This is a genomic window from Streptomyces sp. NPDC002309, assembly GCF_053593375.1.
In genome coordinates this window covers 81,052-100,502 of record NZ_JBSFCI010000015.1, presented here as the reverse complement: position 1 = coordinate 100,502, position 19,451 = coordinate 81,052, and the positions used below count along the sequence as shown (strand labels likewise).

At 72.6% G+C, this 19,451-nt stretch carries 14 protein-coding genes; 3 read left to right on the top strand and 11 right to left on the bottom strand.

Going from position 1 to position 19,451, the window contains the following annotated elements; translation table 11 throughout:
* Nucleotides 1-118: 118 nt before the first annotated feature.
* Complete coding sequence (locus ACWCPM_RS15065; protein WP_450976643.1) at nt 119-1,945, bottom strand: gamma-glutamyltransferase family protein; 1,827 nt, start codon at nt 1,943-1,945, stop codon at nt 119-121.
* A 348-nt stretch (nt 1,946-2,293) separates the two neighbouring features.
* On the opposite strand from ACWCPM_RS15065, the gene ACWCPM_RS15060 reads away from it, so the two are divergent.
* Nucleotides 2,294-2,956, top strand: a complete 663-nt coding sequence (locus ACWCPM_RS15060) for a hypothetical protein (protein ID WP_450976590.1) — start codon at nt 2,294-2,296, stop codon at nt 2,954-2,956.
* A gap of 32 nt (nt 2,957-2,988) precedes the next feature.
* Here ACWCPM_RS15060 and ACWCPM_RS15055 read toward each other — a convergent pair whose 3' ends face one another.
* The 9 genes from ACWCPM_RS15055 to ACWCPM_RS15015 all read right to left on the bottom strand — a co-directional run bounded on the left by ACWCPM_RS15055 (nt 2,989) and on the right by ACWCPM_RS15015 (nt 13,965).
* Entirely contained in the window at nt 2,989-4,539 is a 1,551-nt protein-coding gene (locus tag ACWCPM_RS15055; RefSeq protein WP_450976589.1) for an NCS1 family nucleobase:cation symporter-1, read from the bottom strand.
* Between the two features lie 123 nt (nt 4,540-4,662).
* A complete protein-coding gene (locus tag ACWCPM_RS15050) occupies nt 4,663-5,682 on the bottom strand; it encodes a TIGR03842 family LLM class F420-dependent oxidoreductase (RefSeq protein WP_450976588.1) in 1,020 nt (339 codons plus the stop codon).
* Nucleotides 5,683-5,693: 11 nt separating this feature from the next.
* Nucleotides 5,694-7,094, bottom strand: a complete 1,401-nt coding sequence (hydA, locus tag ACWCPM_RS15045; protein ID WP_450976587.1) for a dihydropyrimidinase — start codon at nt 7,092-7,094, stop codon at nt 5,694-5,696.
* A 28-nt stretch (nt 7,095-7,122) separates the two neighbouring features.
* Nucleotides 7,123-7,965, bottom strand: coding sequence for a nitrilase-related carbon-nitrogen hydrolase (locus ACWCPM_RS15040; protein WP_450976586.1), 843 nt, complete (start codon nt 7,963-7,965; stop codon nt 7,123-7,125).
* Nucleotides 7,966-8,129: 164 nt separating this feature from the next.
* Entirely contained in the window at nt 8,130-9,701 is a 1,572-nt protein-coding gene (locus ACWCPM_RS15035) for a PucR family transcriptional regulator (RefSeq protein WP_450976585.1), read from the bottom strand.
* 27 nt (nt 9,702-9,728) lie between these two features.
* On the bottom strand, nt 9,729-11,015 hold the full coding sequence (locus ACWCPM_RS15030; RefSeq protein ID WP_450976584.1) for an aspartate aminotransferase family protein: 1,287 nt from the start codon (nt 11,013-11,015) through the stop codon (nt 9,729-9,731).
* Nucleotides 11,012-11,854, bottom strand: a complete 843-nt coding sequence (locus ACWCPM_RS15025; RefSeq protein WP_450976583.1) for a nitrilase-related carbon-nitrogen hydrolase — start codon at nt 11,852-11,854, stop codon at nt 11,012-11,014. The genes ACWCPM_RS15030 and ACWCPM_RS15025 overlap by 4 nt, the downstream gene beginning before the upstream one ends.
* A 158-nt stretch (nt 11,855-12,012) precedes the next feature.
* Nucleotides 12,013-13,587, bottom strand: coding sequence for a hypothetical protein (locus ACWCPM_RS15020; RefSeq protein WP_450976582.1), 1,575 nt, complete (start codon nt 13,585-13,587; stop codon nt 12,013-12,015).
* Between the two features lie 126 nt (nt 13,588-13,713).
* On the bottom strand, nt 13,714-13,965 hold the full coding sequence (locus ACWCPM_RS15015; RefSeq protein ID WP_450976581.1) for a helix-turn-helix domain-containing protein: 252 nt from the start codon (nt 13,963-13,965) through the stop codon (nt 13,714-13,716).
* Between the two features lie 32 nt (nt 13,966-13,997).
* Here ACWCPM_RS15015 and map point away from each other — a divergent pair, with 32 nt between their 5' ends.
* Together map and ACWCPM_RS15005 are read left to right on the top strand one after the other, a co-directional pair.
* Nucleotides 13,998-14,774 (top strand): type I methionyl aminopeptidase, encoded by a 777-nt coding sequence (gene map / locus ACWCPM_RS15010; RefSeq protein WP_450976580.1) that lies wholly within the window; start codon nt 13,998-14,000, stop codon nt 14,772-14,774.
* 212 nt (nt 14,775-14,986) lie between these two features.
* Nucleotides 14,987-17,521: an ATP-dependent Clp protease ATP-binding subunit gene (locus ACWCPM_RS15005; RefSeq protein WP_450976579.1), complete on the top strand. Its 2,535-nt coding sequence runs from the start codon at nt 14,987-14,989 to the stop codon at nt 17,519-17,521.
* A gap of 21 nt (nt 17,522-17,542) precedes the next feature.
* On the opposite strand, the gene ggt is transcribed toward ACWCPM_RS15005, so the two are convergent.
* The gene (gene ggt / locus ACWCPM_RS15000) at nt 17,543-19,381 is read right to left on the bottom strand and encodes a gamma-glutamyltransferase (RefSeq protein WP_450976578.1); all 1,839 of its coding nucleotides are present in this window, start codon (nt 19,379-19,381) and stop codon (nt 17,543-17,545) included.
* Nucleotides 19,382-19,451: the final 70 nt, after the last annotated feature.

Sequence of the window (19,451 nt, the reverse complement as noted above, 5' to 3'; positions counted from 1 at the left end):
TGGAATCGGGATGAATTCCGGACAGTCACCCTCCGGGTCGGCAGGACAGTCGGGACAGCGGGTCACCGGGTCAGCGAGTCACCAGGTCGGCAGGGCAGCGGGTCAGCGGGTCAGCGGGTCAGCGCCCGACCGCGTACCCCTGCATCCCGCGCGGGTTGGCCGCCGCCGACAGCACGCCCGTCTCCGGGTCCCGCGCCACCGCGCACAGCCGCCCCTCCGACCAGTCCTCACCCACCGTGACGTCGTGGCCGCGCCGCCGCAGCCCCTCGATCACCTCCGGGGCCGTCCGCCCCTCGACCGTCACGCTCCCCGGGCGCATCCCGCGCGGGTAGAACGAGCCGGGGAAGCTGTCGTGATGCCAGTTGGGCGCGTCGATGGCACCCTGGAGGTCGAGCCCGCCCCGGACCGGGGCGCGCAGGGCGACCGCCAGGAAGAAGTGCAGCTGCCACTGGTCCTGCTGGTCCCCGCCGGGCGTACCGAACGCCATCACCGGGACCCCCGCACGCAGCGCGATCGACGGGGTGAGCGTGGTCCGCGGACGGCGCCCCGGCGTGAGCGAGTTCGGCAGGCCCTCCTCCAGCCAGGTCATCTGCAGACGGGTGCCCAGCGGGAAGCCCAGCTCGGGCACGACGGGGTTGGACTGGAGCCAGCCCCCGCTGGGGGTGGCGGCGACCATGTTGCCCCACCGGTCGACGACGTCCAGGTGGCAGGTGTCGCCCCTGGTGGCGCCGTCGGCGGAGACGTCGGGCTCGCCGGGCACCGCGGCAGCCTCGCCCTTGGCGACGGTGGGCTCCCCCACCCCCATCGCGCTGAGCCCGCGCCGGTCGGCGGCCACCGCGCCCGCCTGCGCGCAGAGCCGGGGCGCCCGGCCGCCCGGACTCCCGGGCCGCAGGTCGTACGAGGCCCGGTCGCCGACGAGGCCGCGCCGCAGCGCGTTGTACGGGGCCGACAGCAGGTCGTCGAGCGGCACAGCGCGCGCGTCGCCGTACCAGGCCTCACGGTCGGCCATGGCGAGCTTGGAGCCCTCGATCAGCAGATGGACGTAGTCCGCGGAGCCGTGGGCGGGCAGCGCGGGCGGCAGCAGCGCGAGCTGCTGGAGCAGCACCGGGCCCTGGCTCCAGGGGCCGGCCTTGCACAGCGTCCAGCCGTTCCAGTCGTAGGTCGCCGGCTCCTCGTAGGTCGCGGACCAGCCGGCCAGGTCGGCCGCCGTGAGGGTGCCGGTGTGCCGCTCGCCGCTGGTGTCCAGCGTGGGGCGCCCGGCCTGCCGTACCAGCGCCTCGGCGACGAATCCGGTGCGCCACACCTCCCGGGCCGCCTCGATCTGGGCCTCCCGGTCGCCGGCACCGGCGACCTCGGCGAGCAGGCGCTTCCAGGTGGCGGCGAGCGCGGGGTTGCGCAGCAGCTCGCCGGGGCGCGGGGCCCTGCCGCCCGGCAGGTACACCTCCGCCGACGAGGTCCACTCCGTCTCGAACAGCTCCCGCACGGTCTCGACGGTCTCACCGACGCGCTCCACGGGAGCGTGCCCGTGCTCCGCGTACCCGACGGCGTACTTCAGCACGTCGGCGAGGGGCTTCGTGCCGTGGTCGCGCAGCAGCAGCATCCAGGCGTCGAAGGCGCCCGGGACGGCGGCGGCCAGGGGCCCGGTGCCGGGAACGAGGTCGAGGCCGAGCCCCCGGTAGTGGGCGACGCTCGCCGCGGAGGGCGCCACGCCCTGCCCGCACAGCACCCGCACCTCCCCGCCCGCGGGTGCCAGCAGGATGGGCACCTCGCCGGCGGGCCCGTTGAGATGCGGCTCGACGACGTGCAGCACGAACGCCCCGGCGACGGCCGCGTCATAGGCGTTGCCGCCGTCCTCCAGTACGGCCATCGCGCACTGTGAGGCGAGCCAGTGGGTGGACGACACCATGCCGAAGGTGCCCTGGAGGGTGGGGCGTGTGGTGAACATGTCGCCTTTCGCCTTGCTGGTCCAGGTGCGACGGCGCACTCCCCGCAGGCTATCGACCGCGTCGCGCGCCTCCTCCCCCGCCTCCGGTGGGAAGGGGGCGTCCATCTCACGAGGCACCAGTGCGGGGTGACCGCGTGCCGTCGGAACATGAGCGCGCGCCCCGGCCCGTCCCCTCCTCGTTCCGCGTCACGTGGACATAACGGGACACACAACGCGTCGACAGTCAGGCTGAGTTACCGCGCGGGCACGGAGCGAGTTGGCACTTCCGCCCCACAGTGAGTCGTGTGACACTGGCGTCCCGTCCGCTGTGCGGACCCCCTCCGCACCGTCCCCCACGAGAAGTGCGCCGTGCGTTCTCTTCCTCTGCCGCTCGCTCTCACCGCGCGTCTCACGCCGGTCGTCGTGCTCGCCCTCGCGGGCTGGGCGCTCAGCTCCGGCCCGGAGCCCGACGCGCCCGTCGCCCAGGGCAAGGACACGGATCGTCCCGGGACGCAGTCCGCCTCGGCGCCGTCCGAAACGACCGCCCCGAAGACGTACGCCGCCGCCCCGGCGCCGTGCACCGCCCTGGGCAAGAAGACGATCACCTCCCTCGTTCCCGGCGCCAAGACGGCCGGCAAGGAGATCTCCTCGACGGACAAGTCGGTGCGCCGCACCTGCTCCTGGAACGCCCTCAAGGGCTTCGACTACCGCTGGCTCGACGTCTCCTTCGAGATCAGCGAGTCGGACGACAAGGCGCAGAAGCAGTACGAGTCGCGTGTGGAGGAGAAGAGCGGCGGCGGTGAGGTCCCCGGCACGGGCGACGCGGGCTACTCGGTCGTCAACCTCACCACCGAGGACGACCAGAAGACACGTGAGGCCATGGTGATCGTGCGCGCGTCCAACGCGCTGGTGGTCGTCACCTACAACGGCTCGGACTTCGAGTCGAAGGAGGCGCCCAGCTCCGACGAGATGAACAAGGGCGCGATCAAGGCCGCCAAGGAAGCGGTGGCGGCGCTGGAGGGCGGCCGGTAGTACCGGCCGCCCTCCGGTCGCCCCGCCGCACCTCACCCCGCCGCGCGCGCCCGCTCCCTCGGCAGCATCAGCGCCACGTACAGCAGCAGCGAGGACGCGAGGCCCACGGCCCAGCCGTAGTCCGCGAGCGGCTTCAGGAACGGGATCAGCCCGTCGGCCGGGAAGGGTCCCGACGTCACCCCGTCCGCGTTCACCGTGGAGTACGAGCCGCCGACGGCCAGCAGGCCGCCGACCCCGAACGCCACCAGGGCCCGCCAGTTCCAGCCGGCGGTGTACCAGTACCGTCCGCCCGGTGTGTAGAGGTCCGCCAGGTGCAGGACCGTACGCCGGACGATCCAGTAGTCGGCGATCAGGATGCCCGCGACGGTGCCGAGGAGACCGCCGACCACACCGAGCCAGGTGAAGATGTAGAACTCGGGGGTGGAGATCAGCTTCCAGGGGAAGATCAGGATGCCGACGACGCCCGTGATCAGCGCGCCGGTACGGAAGTTGATGAGCTTCGGCGCCAGGTTGGCCAGGTCGTAGGCCGGGGAGACCACGTTCGCCGCGATGTTCACGGAGATGGTGGCGACCAGCACGGTGATCAGTGCGAAGAGCAGGCCGAAGACGCTGTCGGCCTTCGCCGCGAGGGCGACCGGGTCCCAGATCGCCTCGCCGTAGACCGCCTGGGAGCCGGAGGTGACCAGCACGGCGAGGATCGCGAAGAGCGTCATCGTGGTGGGCAGCCCCAGTGACTGGCCCCAGGTCTGGGCGCGCTGGCTGGCACCGAAGCGGGTGAAGTCGGGGATGTTCAGCGACAGCGTCGCCCAGAAGCCGATCATGCCCATCAGGGCCGGGAAGAAGACCGGCCAGAAGTCCGCGCCCCAGCCGAGCGTCGAGGGCTGGGACAGCAACTCGCCGAAGCCGTCCGCCTTCACCGCGATCCAGATCAGCAGCACCAGGGCGCCGACGATCACGAAGGGCGCGGCCCAGTTCTCGAAGTGCCGCAGGAAGTCCATACCGCGGTAGATGATGGCGATCTGCACGGCCCAGAACAGCAGGAAGCACAGCCAGAGCGGCCAGGGGTTGCCGGCGATCTGCCCGGCCTTCTCCCATTCACCGCCGGTGAGCTTGGACCCGAGGGCGAAGATGCCGCTGCCGCCGATCCAGGTCTGGATGCCGAACCAGCCGCAGGCCACCGCCGCCCGGATCAGCGCCGGGACGTTGGCGCCGCGCAGCCCGAACGAGGCGCGGGCGAGCACCGGGAAGGGGATGCCGTACTTGGGTCCGGCGTGGCCGGTGGCCAGCATCGGCAGCAGCACGATGACGTTGGCCAGGGCGATCGTGAAGACCGCCTGTTTCCAGTCCATGCCGATCGCGACCAGGCCGGAGGCCAGGGTCCAGCTGGGGATGCAGTGCGCCATGGAGATCCACAGCGCCGCGAAGTTGTACGTCGTCCACTTGCGCTCGGCGACCGGGACGGGACGCAGATCCTCGTTGGCGAAGGGGCTGTCGGTGGGGAAGGCCTCGGGGGCCAGTTCTATCCGGCCGTCGGCGTCGGCGCGCTGGGCGGTGGGCGACCCCGTGGGGACTGTATCTGTCATGGCAGGCCAATCGACAAAGGTGGGACGGGAGAGGCCGTGCGGGGGCCTTGGGCGCCCTCCCCGCAACGGCGGGGAGGGAGGCCAAGGTGTGGGGGGTCGGGGAGGTCGGACGGGACGGTGCGGTCAGGAGCGGACCGCGGGGATGACCTGCGCGCCGTACGCGTCGATCACCGCTTCCTGTGCGTCGTGCATGTCGTACACCGCGAACTGGTCGACGCCCAGCGCACGGAGCGCGGTGAGTTTCTCGATATGCCGCTCGACCGGTCCGACGAGGCAGAACCGGTCGACGATCTCGTCGGGCACGAACTGCGTGTCGGGGTTCCCGCTGCGCCCGTGGTGGGAGTAGTCGTAGCCCTCGCGTGCCTTGATGTACTCGGTGAGTTCGTCGGGTACGGCGGCGGAGTGCTCGCCGTACTTGGCGACCAGGTCGGCGACGTGGTTGCCGACCATCCCGCCGAACCAGCGGCACTGGTCGCGCGCGTGCGCGAGCGCCTCGGGCGAGTCGTCCTCGGTGACGTAGGCCGGGGCGGCCACGCAGATGGTCACCTCGTCGGGGTCGCGTCCGGCGGCGACCGCCGCGTCCTTGACCGCCTTGACCATGTACTCGGTGAGATACAGGTCGGCGAGTTGCAGGATGAACCCGTCGGCCTCCTCGCCGGTCATCTTCAGCGCCTTGGGCCCGTACGCGGCCATCCAGACGGGGAGCCGGGCGTCCGGCTTGATCCACGGGAAGCGGATCACCGTGCCGCCCAGGTCGGCCTCGCGGCCGCTTCCCAGCTCCCGGATGACCTTCATCGCCTCGCTGATCCGGGCGAGCGTGTTGGGCTTGCGGCCCGCGACCCGCATCGCCGAGTCGCCCCGCCCGATGCCGCACACCGTGCGGTTGCCGAACATGTCGTTGAGGGTGGCGAAGGTGGAGGCGGTGACCTCCCAGGTGCGGGTGCCCGGGTTGGTGACCATAGGGCCGACCGTCAGTCTCGTGGTGTTGGCCAGGATCTGGCTGTAGATCACGAACGGTTCCTGCCAGAGCACTGCCGAGTCGAAGGTCCAGCCGTGGGTGAACCCGTTGCGCTCGGCGCGCTTCATGAGGGAGACCACCCGCGAGGCCGGCGGGTCGGTCTGCAGGACGAGTCCGAATTCCATGGGCTCCGCTCCTAGTCGAGGTACTGGCAGGTGGAGCGGGGGGTGAAGACGCCGTGCCCGGCGTGCCCGGTGTACTCCCGCTCGGTGATGACGGGGACGCCGCGGGAGAGCACGGTCTCGACACGGCCGGTGACCCGCTTGCCCTCGTACGCCGAGTAGTCGACGTTCATGTGGTGCGTCTCGGCGGACATCACCTGCTCGGCGTGCGGGTCGTAGATGACGACGTCGGCGTCGGCGCCCGGCGCGATGGTGCCCTTCTTCGGGTACATGCCGAACATCCGGGCCGGACTCGCGCAGGCGATCTCGATCCAGCGGCGACGCGAGATGTGCCCGTCGAGGACGGCCTGGTGGAGCAGGTCCATCCGGTTCTCCACGCCCGGCAGGCCGTTGGGGATCTTGGAGAAGTCGCCGCGGCCGAGCTCCTTCTGCCCGACGAAGCAGAACGGGCAGTGGTCGGTGGAGACGACCTGGAGGTCGTTCGTGCGCAGCCCCCTCCACAGCGCCGCCTGGTGCTCGCGGGGCCGCAGGGGCGTCGAGCAGACGTACTTCGCGCCCTCGAAGTCGGGCTCGGCGAGGTTGTCGGTCGACAGGAACAGATACTGCGGGCACGTCTCGCCGAACACGGGCAGGCCCTCGTCGCGCGCCTTCGCCAGCTCGGCGACCGCCTCCGTCGCCGAGACGTGCACGACGTACAGGGGCGCTCCGGCGACCTGGGCGAGCCGGATGGCGCGGTGGGTCGCCTCGGCCTCCAGCAGCGCCTTGCGCACCTCGCCGTGGTAGCGCGGGTCCGTCTCCCCGCGGGCCAGCGCCTGTTCGACCAGCACGTCGATGGCGATGCCGTTCTCCGCGTGCATCATGATCAGCCCGCCGTTGTCGGCGGAGCGCTGCATGGCGCGCAGGATCTGGCCGTCGTCGGAGTAGAAGACGCCCGGGTACGCCATGAACTGCTTGAAGGAGGTCACCCCCTCCTCCACCAGCAGGTCCATCTCCTTGAGCGTCTCGGCGTGCACATCGGAGACGATCATGTGGAAGCCGTAGTCGATCGCGCAGTTGCCCTCGGCCTTGGCGTGCCAGGCGTCCAGGCCCTCGCGCAGGCTGTGGCCGACGCTCTGCACCGCGAAGTCCACGATCGTCGTGGTGCCGCCCCAGGCGGCGGCCCGGGTGCCGGTCTCGAAGGTGTCGGAGGCGAAGGTGCCGCCGAACGGCAGCTCCATGTGGGTGTGGGCGTCGACGCCGCCCGGGATGACGTACTTGCCGGAGGCGTCGATCACCCTCTCGGCCGTCCAGGCCTCGGCGGCCGGGGTGCCGGAGGCGGCGAGGGCGGCGATTCGGCCGTCCTCGATCAGGACGTCGGCGTGCATCTCGTCGGACGCGGTGATGACGAGGCCACCGCGGATCACGGTACGGCTCATGCTCCCTCTCCTGCCGTGGTGAGTGCTGTCAGGGCGCCGTCAGCGGCGTGTAGGCCCCCGGCGCCCGGTCCCGGTAGAACTGCCAGCGGTCCCGTACCTCGCGAAGCTTCGCCATGTCCAGGTCCCGGACGACGAGTTCGCTCTCCTTGTCGCTCGCCACCTCGCCCACGAACTGGGCCTCGGGGTCCACGAAGTACGAGGTGCCGTAGAAGTCGTTGTCGCCGTACTCCTCGACACCGACCCGGTTGATGGCGCCGACGAAGTACTCGTTGGCGACGGCCGCCGCCGGCTGCTCCAACTGCCACAGATAGCTCGAGAGTCCGCGCGAGGTCGCCGACGGGTTGAAGACGATCTCGGCGCCCGCGAGGCCGAGCGCCCGCCAGCCCTCGGGGAAGTGCCGGTCGTAGCAGATGTAGACGCCGACCTTGCCGACCGCGGTGTCGAAGACGGGCCAGCCGCTGTTGCCGGGCCGGAAGTAGAACTTCTCCCAGAAGCCCCGCACCTGCGGGATGTGCGTCTTGCGGTACTTGCCGAGGTAGGAGCCGTCGGCGTCGATCACCGCGGCGGTGTTGTAGAGGACGCCGGGCTGCTCCTCCTCGTACATCGGCAGCACGAGGACGATGCCCAGCTCCCGGGCGAGCGCCTGGAACCGCTGGACGATCGGTCCCTCCGGGACGCGCTCGGCGTACTCGTAGAAGGCCGGGTCCTGCACCTGGCAGAAGTACGGGCCGTAGAACAGCTCCTGGAAGCAGAGGACTTGGGCGCCCTGCGCGGCGGCGTCGCGCACCGCCTGCTCGTGCACCTGGATCATCGACTCCTTGTCGCCGGTCCATGACGTCTGGAAGACGGCGGCGCGGATCACTCGGCTCATCGGGACCTCCGGTCGCTCCGGTAGCTCGGTGTGCGGTGAGCCTAGGAAGTCCGGATGTCGCCGTTGAGTTGCACCGTGTCACGTCTGCGAGGGCGCGGCGTGCCACCGTGTCACCTCTGCGCAGGCCCATGTTCCACCGCCGTGTTCGCAGGTCGTCGCATGTTTCACCCCTGTTGCGCGTCGTGTGCGAGGAGCGCGATGTGCACCGACGCGGCCTGCTCGAAGTCGTCCAGGTCGACGCCCAGTCGGACCTGTATCGCCTCCAGGCGGCGGTAGAGCGCGGGCCGGGAGACATGGTGGAGCTGGGCGGTGCGGGACTTGTTGCGGCCGGTGGCGAGATATGTGCGCAGCACGGCGAGCAGCGCCCCCGACTCCCCGTCCCGGCCGCTCAGCAGCCCGTCCAGCTCCCGCTCGGCGAAGGACTGCACCTGCGGGTCGTCGCGCAGCAGCCGGATCAGGCCCCGCAGATGGACGTCCTTCAGGCGGACGACGTCCGGGAGGTCGAGGACGCCCGAGGAGTCGGCGACGGCGTCGGCCACGTGCTGTGCCTCGCGCAGGCCCGCGGGGACGTCGTCCCAGACGGCGCGCGGTTCCGCGGCGGCGACGACGGCCCGGGAGGTGGCGCGCAGGCGGGCCGCGAAGTGGGCGGTGAGTGCTTCGGCGTCCTGGTCGCGGGCGAGGCTGAGCAGTACGGCGGTGGCCCCGTCGGCGAGTCCGGCGGCGATCCCGGGCAGTCCCAGCAGGCGCATCACCCGGTCGAGGCGGTCGGGTCCCGCGTCGCGCACGACGAGGGGGACGAAGGTGCGGCGGTTGACCGGGAGTCCGGCCGCCCTTGCTCGGGCCAGCAGTCGGCGCGCCGGTACGACGCCACCGACCAGGTCCGTCAGCAGGCTCCGCGCCGACTGCTCCTCCCAGCTGCCCGAGGAGCCGCCGAGCAGGCGGTGCAGCACGATGGCCTCGGCGGCCCGGTCGGCGAGCAGCCGCCCGGTGGCCTTGTCACCCCGGTAGCCGCACAGCACGATGCGTCCCCACCGCTCTCCGCGTCCGTCCAGCTCGGCGCGGATCCAGCCGTCGCCCTCGGTGCCGCCGGCCTGGCGGGCGATGCGCTCCCAGTCGCGCAGCACGTCGTCGACGGCCGGCCGCTCTCCCGCCGTGGCGAGCACGCGGTGGGCGAGGTTGGTCAGGACGACGGGGCAGGAGCCGTGCCGGGCCACCTCGTCGAGCAGGCGTTGCAGCGGGGCGCCGGAGGTGATCAGGGCGGTGAGTTCGGTGCGTACCGTCTCGGAGAGGCTGACCGCGGCGAACTTCCGCCGCACCAGCCGGGACTGGACCTCCTCCGTGAGCTGGGCGAAGGGGAAGGGGCGGTGCAGGACGACCAGCGGGAGCCCGCACCGCTCGGCGACCCGCCGCATCGCGTCCGGCGCGGCGGGGAAGGCGCGGCCGAGGCCGAGCACGACGGCCGCCGCCTCCGCGCGGTGCAGCGAACGCACGTACTCCGCCTGCTTGTCCTCGTCACCTGCGAGCAGGACGCCGGTGGTGAGGACCATCTCGCCGCCGCTGAGCATCACGCCGACGTCGGCGGCCTCGGCGACGTGCACCCAGCGCACCGGCCGGTCCAGCCGGCCCGCGCCGGCCACCACTTCGGGTTCTCCGGCGAGCACCCGTTCCAGCGTGAGGATCTGCCGGACCGACAGGGCCGGCTGCAGGGGCTCCCAGGACTCCGGGGTGGTGGTCATGGCGGCGTTCCCTTGGTCGGCTCGGTGCTAGCTGATGCTCCTCAGGGCCTGTCCGAGGACGGCGGCGCCCTCCTCGGCCTCCGCGACGGTCAGGGACAGCGGAGGGGCGACGCGCAGGGCGCTGGTGTTGTGCCCGCCGCCCTTGCCGATGAGCAGTCCGCCCTCGCGGGCCGCCTCCAGCACGGCGGACGCCGCCTGCGGGTCGGCCTCGTCGGTGCCCGGCCGGGCCACCTCGATGCCGATCATCAGCCCGCGTCCGCGCACCTCCCGTACGGCCGGCACCTGCGCGGCGACGGCCCGCAGCCGCTCGATCAGCAGCCCGCCGACCCGCCGGGCGTTGCCCTGGAGGTCGTGTTCCAGCAGATAGGCGAGGTTGGCCAGGCCGGCGGCCATGGTGATCTGGGTGCCGCCGAAGGTGGAGATGCTGTTGGCGTCGAGGCAGTTCATGATCTCGGCGCGGGCGACGACCCCGCCGATGGACATGCCGTTGCCGATGCCCTTGGCGAAGGTGAGCATGTCCGGCGGACCGCTGCGGCCGTGCGCCTGCCAGCCCCAGAAGTGCTCGCCCGTGCGGCCCCAGCCGGTCTGCACCTCGTCGGAGATCCACAGGATCCCGCGCTCCTGCAGCACCTCGCGGAAGGCGGCGTACAGCCCGTCCGGCGGGGCGGTGAAGCCGCCGACGCCCTGGACGGGCTCGGCGATCAGGGCGGCGGGCGTGCGCGTGTGGCCGAGCAGGTCGGTCAGGTCCTCGACGCAGGCCGCGATGAACTCGTCGTCGCTCAGATCGGCGTACGGGCCGCGGGTGCGGACCCCGCCGTGCACGTACAGCGTCTGCAGGGGCGACAGCGAGGTGGGGGACCAGCCGCGGTTGCCGGTGATGCCGACGGCGCTGAAGGAACGGCCGTGGTAGCTGTTGCGCATCGCGAGGATCGTGTTGCTGCGGCGGTAGGTCGTGGCCAGCATCAGGGCGGTGTCGTTGGCCTCGGTGCCGGAGGTGGTGAAGAAGACCCGCGCGTCCGGGATGCCGCTCAACTGGGCGATGCGTTCGGCGAGTTCGACCATCGGCCGGTTGAGGTACAGGGTGGAGGAGTGGATGATCCGCCCGGCCTGCTCGCTGACCGCCTTGGTCACCTCGGGCAGGGCGTGCGCGGTCATGGTGGTCAGGATGCCGCCGAAGAAGTCGAGGTACCGCCGGCCGGCGGCGTCCCAGACGTGCCGGCCCTCGCCGTGGGTGATCTCGAGCGGCTCGTCGTAGTAGAGCGCGAGCCAGTCGGGGAGCACGGCCCGGTGGCGTCCCAGCAGGTCCTTGGTCACGGTCGCACCAGCCCTTCGTAGGCGTCGGGACGGCGGTCGCGGTAGAACGCCCACTGCTGCCGTACCTCGTCGATGAGGTCGAAGTCGAGGTCGCGCACGAGGAGTTCCTCGGCCTTGTCGTCGGCGACCTCGCCCACGAACTGCCCGCGCGGGTCGACGAAGTAGCTCGTTCCGTAGAAGTCGTTGTCGCCGTACTCCTCGACGCCGACGCGGTTGATGGCGGCCACGAAGTACTCGTTGGCGACGGCCGCGGCGGGCTGCTCCAGCCGCCACAGGTAGGAGGACAGGCCGCGGTGGGTGGCGGAGGGGTTGTAGACCAGCTGGGCGCCGTTCAGGCCCAGTTGGCGCCAGCCCTCCGGGAAGTGACGGTCGTAGCAGATGTAGACGCCGACCTTCCCGACGGCGGTCTCGAAGACGGGCCAGCCGACGTTGCCGGGCTTGAAGTAGTACTTCTCCCAGAAGCCCTTCACCTGCGGGATGTGGTGCTTGCGGTACTTGCCGAGGTAGGAGCCGTCGGCGTCGATCACGGCCGCGGTGTTGTAGTAGAAGCCGGACTGCTCGACCTCGAACACCGGGACGACGATCACCATGCCGGTCTCGCGTGCCAGGTCCCGCATCCGGCGCACGGTCGGCCCGTCGGGCACCGGCTCGGCCCAGCGGTAGTGCTCGGCTTCTTGCACCTGGCAGAAGTAGGGGGCGTTGAAGACCTCCTGGAAGCCGATGACCTTGGCCCCCTGCCGGGCCGCCTCGCGGGCGTGCTCCTCGTGTTTGGCCACCATGGACTCGGTGTCGCCGGTCCAGGTTGCCTGGACCAGAGCGGCACGGACGACGTTCGCCATGAGCTGCTCCTTCGACGGGCGTCAGCGCCTCTACGCCCGTAGAGCACGGCGTAGAGGCACGAACGTATGCCTAGGGGAAGGCCTTGCCAAGACCATCGTCGCCAACCCGCGGAGCCGGCGCCGTTTCGCACTCCTGTGGGTGATCGGCACGAAGGCGCCTAAGCGGTGAGCCCGGCGACCCGCAGGGCGTGGACCATGTCCAGGTGCCGCTCGGCGGAGACGCCCCGCGCGGCCTCCAGCAGGAGCGGCACGAGGGCCTCCGGGTCGGGGCCGGCGCTGCGCGCGGCCTCCTCCGGGGTGCGGACGCGGACGTAGGCGTCGAGCAGCGCGCGCACCTCGCGGTGGCGGCCCTCGTGGCCCAGTCCGAGCACGGCGAGACCGATCTCGTACGCGGGCCGCCCCACGCCCTGCCGCAGGATGCGCTCGGCATCGGTGTCCCGGCCCGCCCCGGCCAGCGCGTCCGCCGCGGCGACCAGGTGCCCGGCGGGCAGCGAGGCGGCCTCCCACAGCAGCGTCGCCCAGTCGGCGCCGAGCCCGGCCCGCTCCATCTCGGCGGCGAGCAGCGGGAAGTGGGCGGCGGGGCCGTACGCGGCGTCCGCCAGCAGGACGTGCGCCTCTCCCGTGCGCCCCTCGCCGCGCAGCCGCAGCAGTGTCTCGGCCAGGCCGGCCGCCTCCCGCCGGGCCGCCCCGTCCTCCGCGGCGCGCCGCGGCTCCACGGGCACGGCCTGCTCCTGGGCCGCCCCCGCGAAACGGGCCCCGCGCGGGCCGCGGCCGGCGGCCGGAGCCGGTGCGGGCAGCGCGGGAACGGCTCCCTGGGGCACGACGGCGGGAACGGCCGCATCCTGTTCCGCCCCGGCGAAGCGCGCACCGCCTCGCCGCCGCTTGCGTTGCCTGGGGGCGGGGTCGGGGGTGGGCGTCGCCGCTCCGGGGGCGGAAGGGTGGGCGGCACCGGCCAGGGGCGCCGCCCCCGGCGGGTCGGTGCCGGGCCCGGGGGCAGAACCGGAAACGGGGTCCAGGCCGGCGAACGGACCCTGGGGAGCGCCGGGACCAGGGCCCCGTCCGGCGAACGGGCCCTCGGGGGCGGAGCCGGGGACGAAGGCGGCCCGGCCGGCGCCTGGGCCGACGGCCGCTCCCCCGGGAGCTGGACCGGGACCCACGGCATCAGGGCCGGTGGCAGGGCCGCCGGAGGTGGCGGTGCCCGGCCCGGGGGTGCGCGCGCCCGCCGCCCGGCGGTCCAACTCCGCCATGCGACGGTGGAGTTCCGCGCAGCGCGCGGTGGCGCGGGTGTGGTCGTCGCGGGCCCACGCCAGGTCCAGGTGGATGGCGTCGACGGCCTCCCGGCTCGTGGCCGTGGGCAGTAAGCGCCCCAGTTCGGCGAGCCGTTCGGTGGCGTAGCGCTGTTCGCGGAGCATGGCGTCGAACCGGTCCCCGAGGGCGTCCCGGCCGCCGGGCCGGGTGTCGTAGGCGAGGAGCGCGGCGGCGTGCAGCGGCCGGGCCCGTTCCTGCTCGGCGGCGGCGGCGGCGGCGCCGTACTCCGCGGCGAGGTCCTGGAAGAGCGCCTCGACCACGTCCCACGGCGGCACCTCGTGCCCGTCGAGACAGGCCCGCATGCCCTGCGGATCGCGCTCCCAGAAGACGGCGCACCACCCGGTGCCGTGATCCAGGCCCGCCAGCAGGCTCGTCAGATAGTTCGCGAACTCTCTCATCCGGACCGGGAGTTGTCCCACAGCCATCGCGCGACCCCCGTAAGGAGCGAAGCCTTCCGGAGCGTAGACAACACCAGTCGTGTTACGGGACGACTACGGGGAGTTTTCCGGCGGAACGCGGAGACCTCCGGCGACCCGTTCGCCCCGGTGGCGTCAGACCGCCATGGGGGCGCACGCTCCGGCCAGTTCGTCCATGGACAGGTCGAGCGCGCGGGCGAGCGCGGCCACCGTGAAGAAGGCGGGCGTCGGGGCCCGGCCGGTCTCGATCTTGCGGAGCGTCTCCGCGGAGATGGCGGCGTCGGCCGCGACCTCGGCCATGCTGCGGCCACCACGCGCCTCGCGCAGCAGCCGACCCAGCCGCTCGCCGCGTTCGCGCTCTTCGGGGGTGAGAGGGGTACGGACCATGACGCCATTCTAATACCGGTATAGTAATTGGCATGGTGGAGCTGAAGACAGACGCATCGATCGACGCGATGTACGAGGCGGGTCAGGTCGTCGCCCGTGCCCTCACGGCCGCGCGGGAGGCCGCCGTCGTGGGCGTCTCCCTGCTGGAGCTGGACGAGGTGGCCCGCGGGGTGCTGCGCGAGGCGGGCGCGAGGTCGCCCTTCCTGGGGTACCGCCCGTCGTTCGCGCCCACCCCCTTCCCGGCCGTCCTGTGCACCTCGGTCAACGAGGCGATCGTGCACGGCGTCCCGACCACCTACCGGCTGCGCGACGGCGACCTGGTCTCCCTCGACTGCGGCGCGGAACTGGGCGGCTGGGTGGGCGACTCGGCGCTGAGCTTCGTCGTCGGCCGCCCCCGCCCGGCCGACCTGCGCCTGGTCGAGACCGCCGAGCGCGCCCTCGCGGCCGGTATCGAGGCAGCCGTCGTGGGCAACCGCATCGGCGACATCGCCCACGCCATCGGCACGGTCTGCCGCGCCGGCGGCTACGGCATCCCGGACGGTTTCGGCGGCCACGGCATCGGCCGCCGGATGCACGAGGACCCCGGGGTACCGAACGAGGGCCGCCCGGGGCGGGGGCTTCCCCTGCGCAAGGGCATGGTCCTCGCCATCGAGCCCATGCTCATCGCGGGCGGCGGTGACGACTACCACGCGGCCCCCGACGGCTGGACCCTGCGCACCGACGACGGCTCCCGGGCGGCGCACGCCGAGCACACGGTCGCCCTCACCGACGACGGCCCACGCGTCCTCACGGCCAGGCAGACGTCCTAGGGCCGCACCGCGCGGGCGCCCACATGCCTTGGCGCGGGCGTTCTCCTGGCGCCTCTGCTCCGGCCGCACCGCGCGGGCGCCCACATGCCGCTCACCCCCGATCGTGCCAAGGTGTTAAAGGCACAGGTGTCCAAGAGCGTGCCCCTCGTTCAGCCGCGCGGCGCAGGCGCACTCGTGCGGACCGGTACGCCGACCAGCGAAACGGAACTGTGATGACCAGCGGCTTCCCCGGCCCGGAGGGCATGAACTCGGACCCGTTCAGCGAATTCCTGGCCCGCTTCTTCGGCGGACCCCGTCCGGGTCCCCGCCAGATCGACATCGGCCGGCTGCTCAGTCAGCCGGCCCGGGACATGGTGCGCGGCGCCGCCCAGTACGCCGCCGAGCACGGCAGCCGGGATCTCGACACCCAGCACCTGCTGCGCGCCGCCCTGTCCAGCGAGCCGACCCGCGGCCTGCTCAGCCGGGCCGGCGCGGACCCCGACAGCCTGGCGTCGGAGATCGACGAGCGTTCGGGCCCGGTGAAGCACCCGCAGAACGAGGCACCGCCGCCCACCTCGCTCTCGCTCACCCCGGCCGTCAAGCGCGCCCTGCTGGACGCGCACGACCTGGCCCGCGCCGGCGGCACCGGCCACATCAGCCCCGAGCACCTGCTCAGCGCCCTCGCCGCCAACCCCGACTCCGCCGCCGGGCACATCCTGGGCGCGGCCCGGTTCACGCCGGGAGGGATGCCTGCCGAGGCCCCCGAGGCAGCCCAGGCGCGCACCGAGCAGGCCCGGCCCACGAACACGCCGACCCTCGACAAGTACGGACGCGACCTCACCGAGCTGGCCGGGCAGGGACGGATCGACCCGGTGATCGGGCGGGACGAGGAGATCGAGCAGACGATCGAGGTGCTCTCCCGGCGCGGCAAGAACAACCCCGTCCTCATCGGTGACGCGGGTGTCGGCAAGACGGCCATCGTGGAGGGGCTGGCGCAGCGGATCACCGACGGCGACGTGCCCGACGTGCTGATCGGGCGGCGGGTGGTCGCCCTCGATCTGCCCGGGGTGGTGGCGGGGACGCGCTACCGGGGCGATTTCGAGGAGCGGCTCAACACCATCGTCGGCGAGATCCGCGCCCACTCGGACCGGCTGATCATCTTCATCGACGAACTGCACACCGTGGTGGGTGCGGGCGGGGGCGGTGAGAGCGGTTCCATGGACGCCGGCAACATCCTCAAGCCGGCCCTGGCCCGCGGCGAGCTGCACGTCGTCGGCGCCACGACCCTGGAGGAGTTCCGCCGGATCGAGAAGGACGCGGCACTGGCCCGCCGCTTCCAGCCGATCCTGGTGCCCGAGCCGACCCCGACGGACGCGATCGAGATCCTGCGCGGGCTGCGCGACCGCTACGAGGCCCACCACCAGGTCCGCTACACGGACGAGGCACTGGTGGCCGCCGTCGAGCTGTCCGACCGCTATCTCACCGACCGGCGCCTGCCCGACAAGGCCATCGACCTGATCGACCAGGCGGGCGCGCGGGTGCGGCTGCGCGCCCGTACCAAGGGCACGGACGTGCGGGCCATGGAGCGGGAGGCCGAACAGCTGGCCAGGGACAAGGACGACGCTGCCGCCGCCGAGCAGTACGAGCGTGCCACCCAGCTGCGGGACCGGATCGCGGAGCTGAAGCAGCGGATCTCGGCGGCCTCCGGCGACGACCAGGCCGACGAGGGGCAGCACCTCGAAGTCACCACCGAGTGCGTCGCCGAGGTGGTGTCCCGGCAGACCGGCATCCCGGTGAGCAGGCTGACCGAGGAGGAGAAGGAGCGGCTGCTCGGTCTGGAGGAACACCTGCACGAGCGGGTCGTCGGCCAGGACGAGGCGGTCCGGGTCGTCTCCGAGGCTGTCATGCGCTCGCGCGCCGGGCTCGCCAGCCCCGACCGGCCGATCGGCAGCTTCCTGTTCCTCGGCCCGACCGGCGTCGGCAAGACGGAGCTGGCCCGCGCCCTCGCCGAGGCGCTGTTCGGCAGCGAGGAGCGGATGGTCCGCCTCGACATGAGCGAGTACCAGGAACGGCACACCGTCAGCAGGCTGGTGGGCGCGCCGCCCGGATACGTCGGCCACGAGGAGGCCGGTCAGCTGACCGAGGTCGTGCGCCGGCACCCGTACTCGCTGCTGCTGCTGGACGAGGTGGAGAAGGCGCACCCGGACGTCTTCAACATCCTGCTCCAGGTCCTCGACGACGGCCGCCTGACCGACTCGCAGGGCCGCACGGTCGACTTCGCCAACACGGTGATCGTGATGACCAGCAATCTCGGTTCCGAGGTGATCACGCGGCGCGGCGCCGGCATCGGCTTCGGGGCCGGCGGCACCGAGGCGGACGAGGAGGCCCGCCGCGAGCAGATCCTGCGGCCGCTGCGCGAGCACTTCCGGCCCGAGTTCCTCAACCGGATCGACGAGATCGTCTTCTTCCGCCAGCTCACGCCCGAGCAGTTGCACCGCATCACCGACCTGCTGCTGGAGCGCACCCGACGCCTGATGCACGCCCAGGGCGTCTCGGTCGAGTTCTCCGGCCCGGCGGTCGACCTGCTGTCCCGGCAGGGCTACGAGCCGGAGTACGGCGCCCGCCCGCTGCGGCGCACCATCCAGCGCGAGGTCGACAACCAGCTCTCCCGTCTCCTCCTCGACGGCCGGGTCAAGGACGGCGACCGCGTACGGGTCGAGGAGGAGGACGGCAGGCTGACGTTCCGCACCGAGGGCGCCCGGGTCTGAGGGCGCCGAGGTGCGGCGCCCTCAGCGCGCCGCCGGCCGCACGACCATCGCGGAGCCGCCCCCGCGCCGGGTCGTCTCGGCTGCGGCCAGCCACCTGCCGTCGGGCAGCCGCTGCACGGCGGTGGTCGCGCCGATCTCGGGGTTGACGCGGAAGGAGTGGCCGAGGCCCTCCAGCCGTCCGCGCAGCGCGCCGTCGTCGTACAGCCCGGGTTCCAGCTCGGTCTGCGCCGCGTTGCGCTGACTGGCCCGGGGCGCCGCGATCGCGTCGACCAGGGGCAGCCCCCGGTCCAGGAACCCGGTCAGCGTCTGCAGGACGGTGGTGATGATGGTGGCGCCGCCGGGCGAGCCCAGGGCCACCACCGGCCTGCGGTGCTCGTCCAGCACGATCGTCGGCGCCATCGACGAGCGCGGGCGCTTGCCCGGTCCCGGCAGGTTCGGGTCGTGCACGGCCGGGTTCGCCGGGGTGAAGGAGAAGTCGGTCAGCTCGTTGTTGAGGAGGAAGCCGCGGCCCGGGACGGTGATGCCGCTGCCGCCGGTCTGCTCGATGGTGAGCGTGTAGGAGACGACGTTGCCCCACCGGTCGGCCGTGGTGAGGTGGGTGGTGCTCTCGCCCTCGTACGTCGTCGGGGCGGCCGTCGTGCCCGTGGCGCACTGCGCCGGGTCGCGCGGGTCGCCGGGTGCGACCGGGCTGGTCAGCACCGCGTCGTCCTTGATCAGGCAGGCGCGCGAGTCGGCGTACCGCTGCGAGAGCAGTTCCTTGGTCGGGACGTCCTCGAAGGCGGGGTCACCGACCCAGCGGCCCCGGTCGGCGAACGCGATCCGGCTCGCCTCGACGAGGCGGTGCAGGTACCGCGCCTGGCTCGTCCGCTTCTTCGAGAGGTCGCTCCGCTCCAGGATGTTCAGCGCCTCGCCGACCGTGGTGCCGCCCGAGGAGGAGGGCGCCATGGAGTAGACCCCGAGGCCGCGGTACGACGTGTGCGAGGGCGCCTGCTTCTTGGTGCGGTAGGCGGCCAGGTCCCGCAGCGACAGGTCGCCGGCGCGGGCCCGGTAGCCGGAGTCGGCGTCCACCGGGAGCTCGTTGACCGTGTCGACGATGTCCCTCGCCAGTCGGCCCCGGTACAGCGCGTCGACGCCCTCGCGGCCCAGTTCCTCGTAGGTGGCGGCCAGATCGCCGTTGGTCAGGGTGGAGCCCACGACGGGCAGTTCGCCGCCGGGCAGGAAGAGCTTGGCGGTGTCCGGGAAGTTGCGGAAGCGGGCCTCGTTGGCCGCGGTCTGCGCACGGAAGGTGGCGTCGACGGTGAAGCCCTCGCGGGCCAGCCGCTCGGCGGGTTCCAGGAGTGTGCGCAGGGATCTGCTGCCCCAGCCGTCGAGCGCCGCCCGCCAGGTGGCGGGGGTGCCGGGGGTGCCGACGCCGAGCCCGCTGGTGACGGCCTCGGCGAAGGGGACCGGCTTGCCGTTCTCCACGAAGAGGTTCTCGTCGGCGCTCAGCGGCGCCGTCTCCCGGCCGTCGATCGTTTGCACGGTGCGGGACTTGGCGTCGTACAGGACGAAGTAGCCGCCGCCACCTATCCCGGCGGAGTACGGCTCGGTGACGCCCAGCGCGGCCGCGGTGGCCACGGCCGCGTCGACGGCGTTGCCGCCCTTCCTGAGCACCTCGACACCGGCGGCGGAGGCGTCGGCGTCGACACTCGACACCGCGCCGCCGTACCCCACGGCCAGGGGGGCCTTCTCCACCGGCGCCGTCCGGGGGGCGGGGGGCGCCGCGGCCGTCCGGGAGGCTGCGGGCACCGCGGCCCCCACCGACACCACCGCGGCCGACACCGCCAGAACGGTCAGTTTCCGCACGACAGGGCGACGCATCCGCACCTCCAGTCAAGGACCGTCTACGCAGCCTAATCGATGGGCATGCTCGCGTCAGGAACGCGCACGC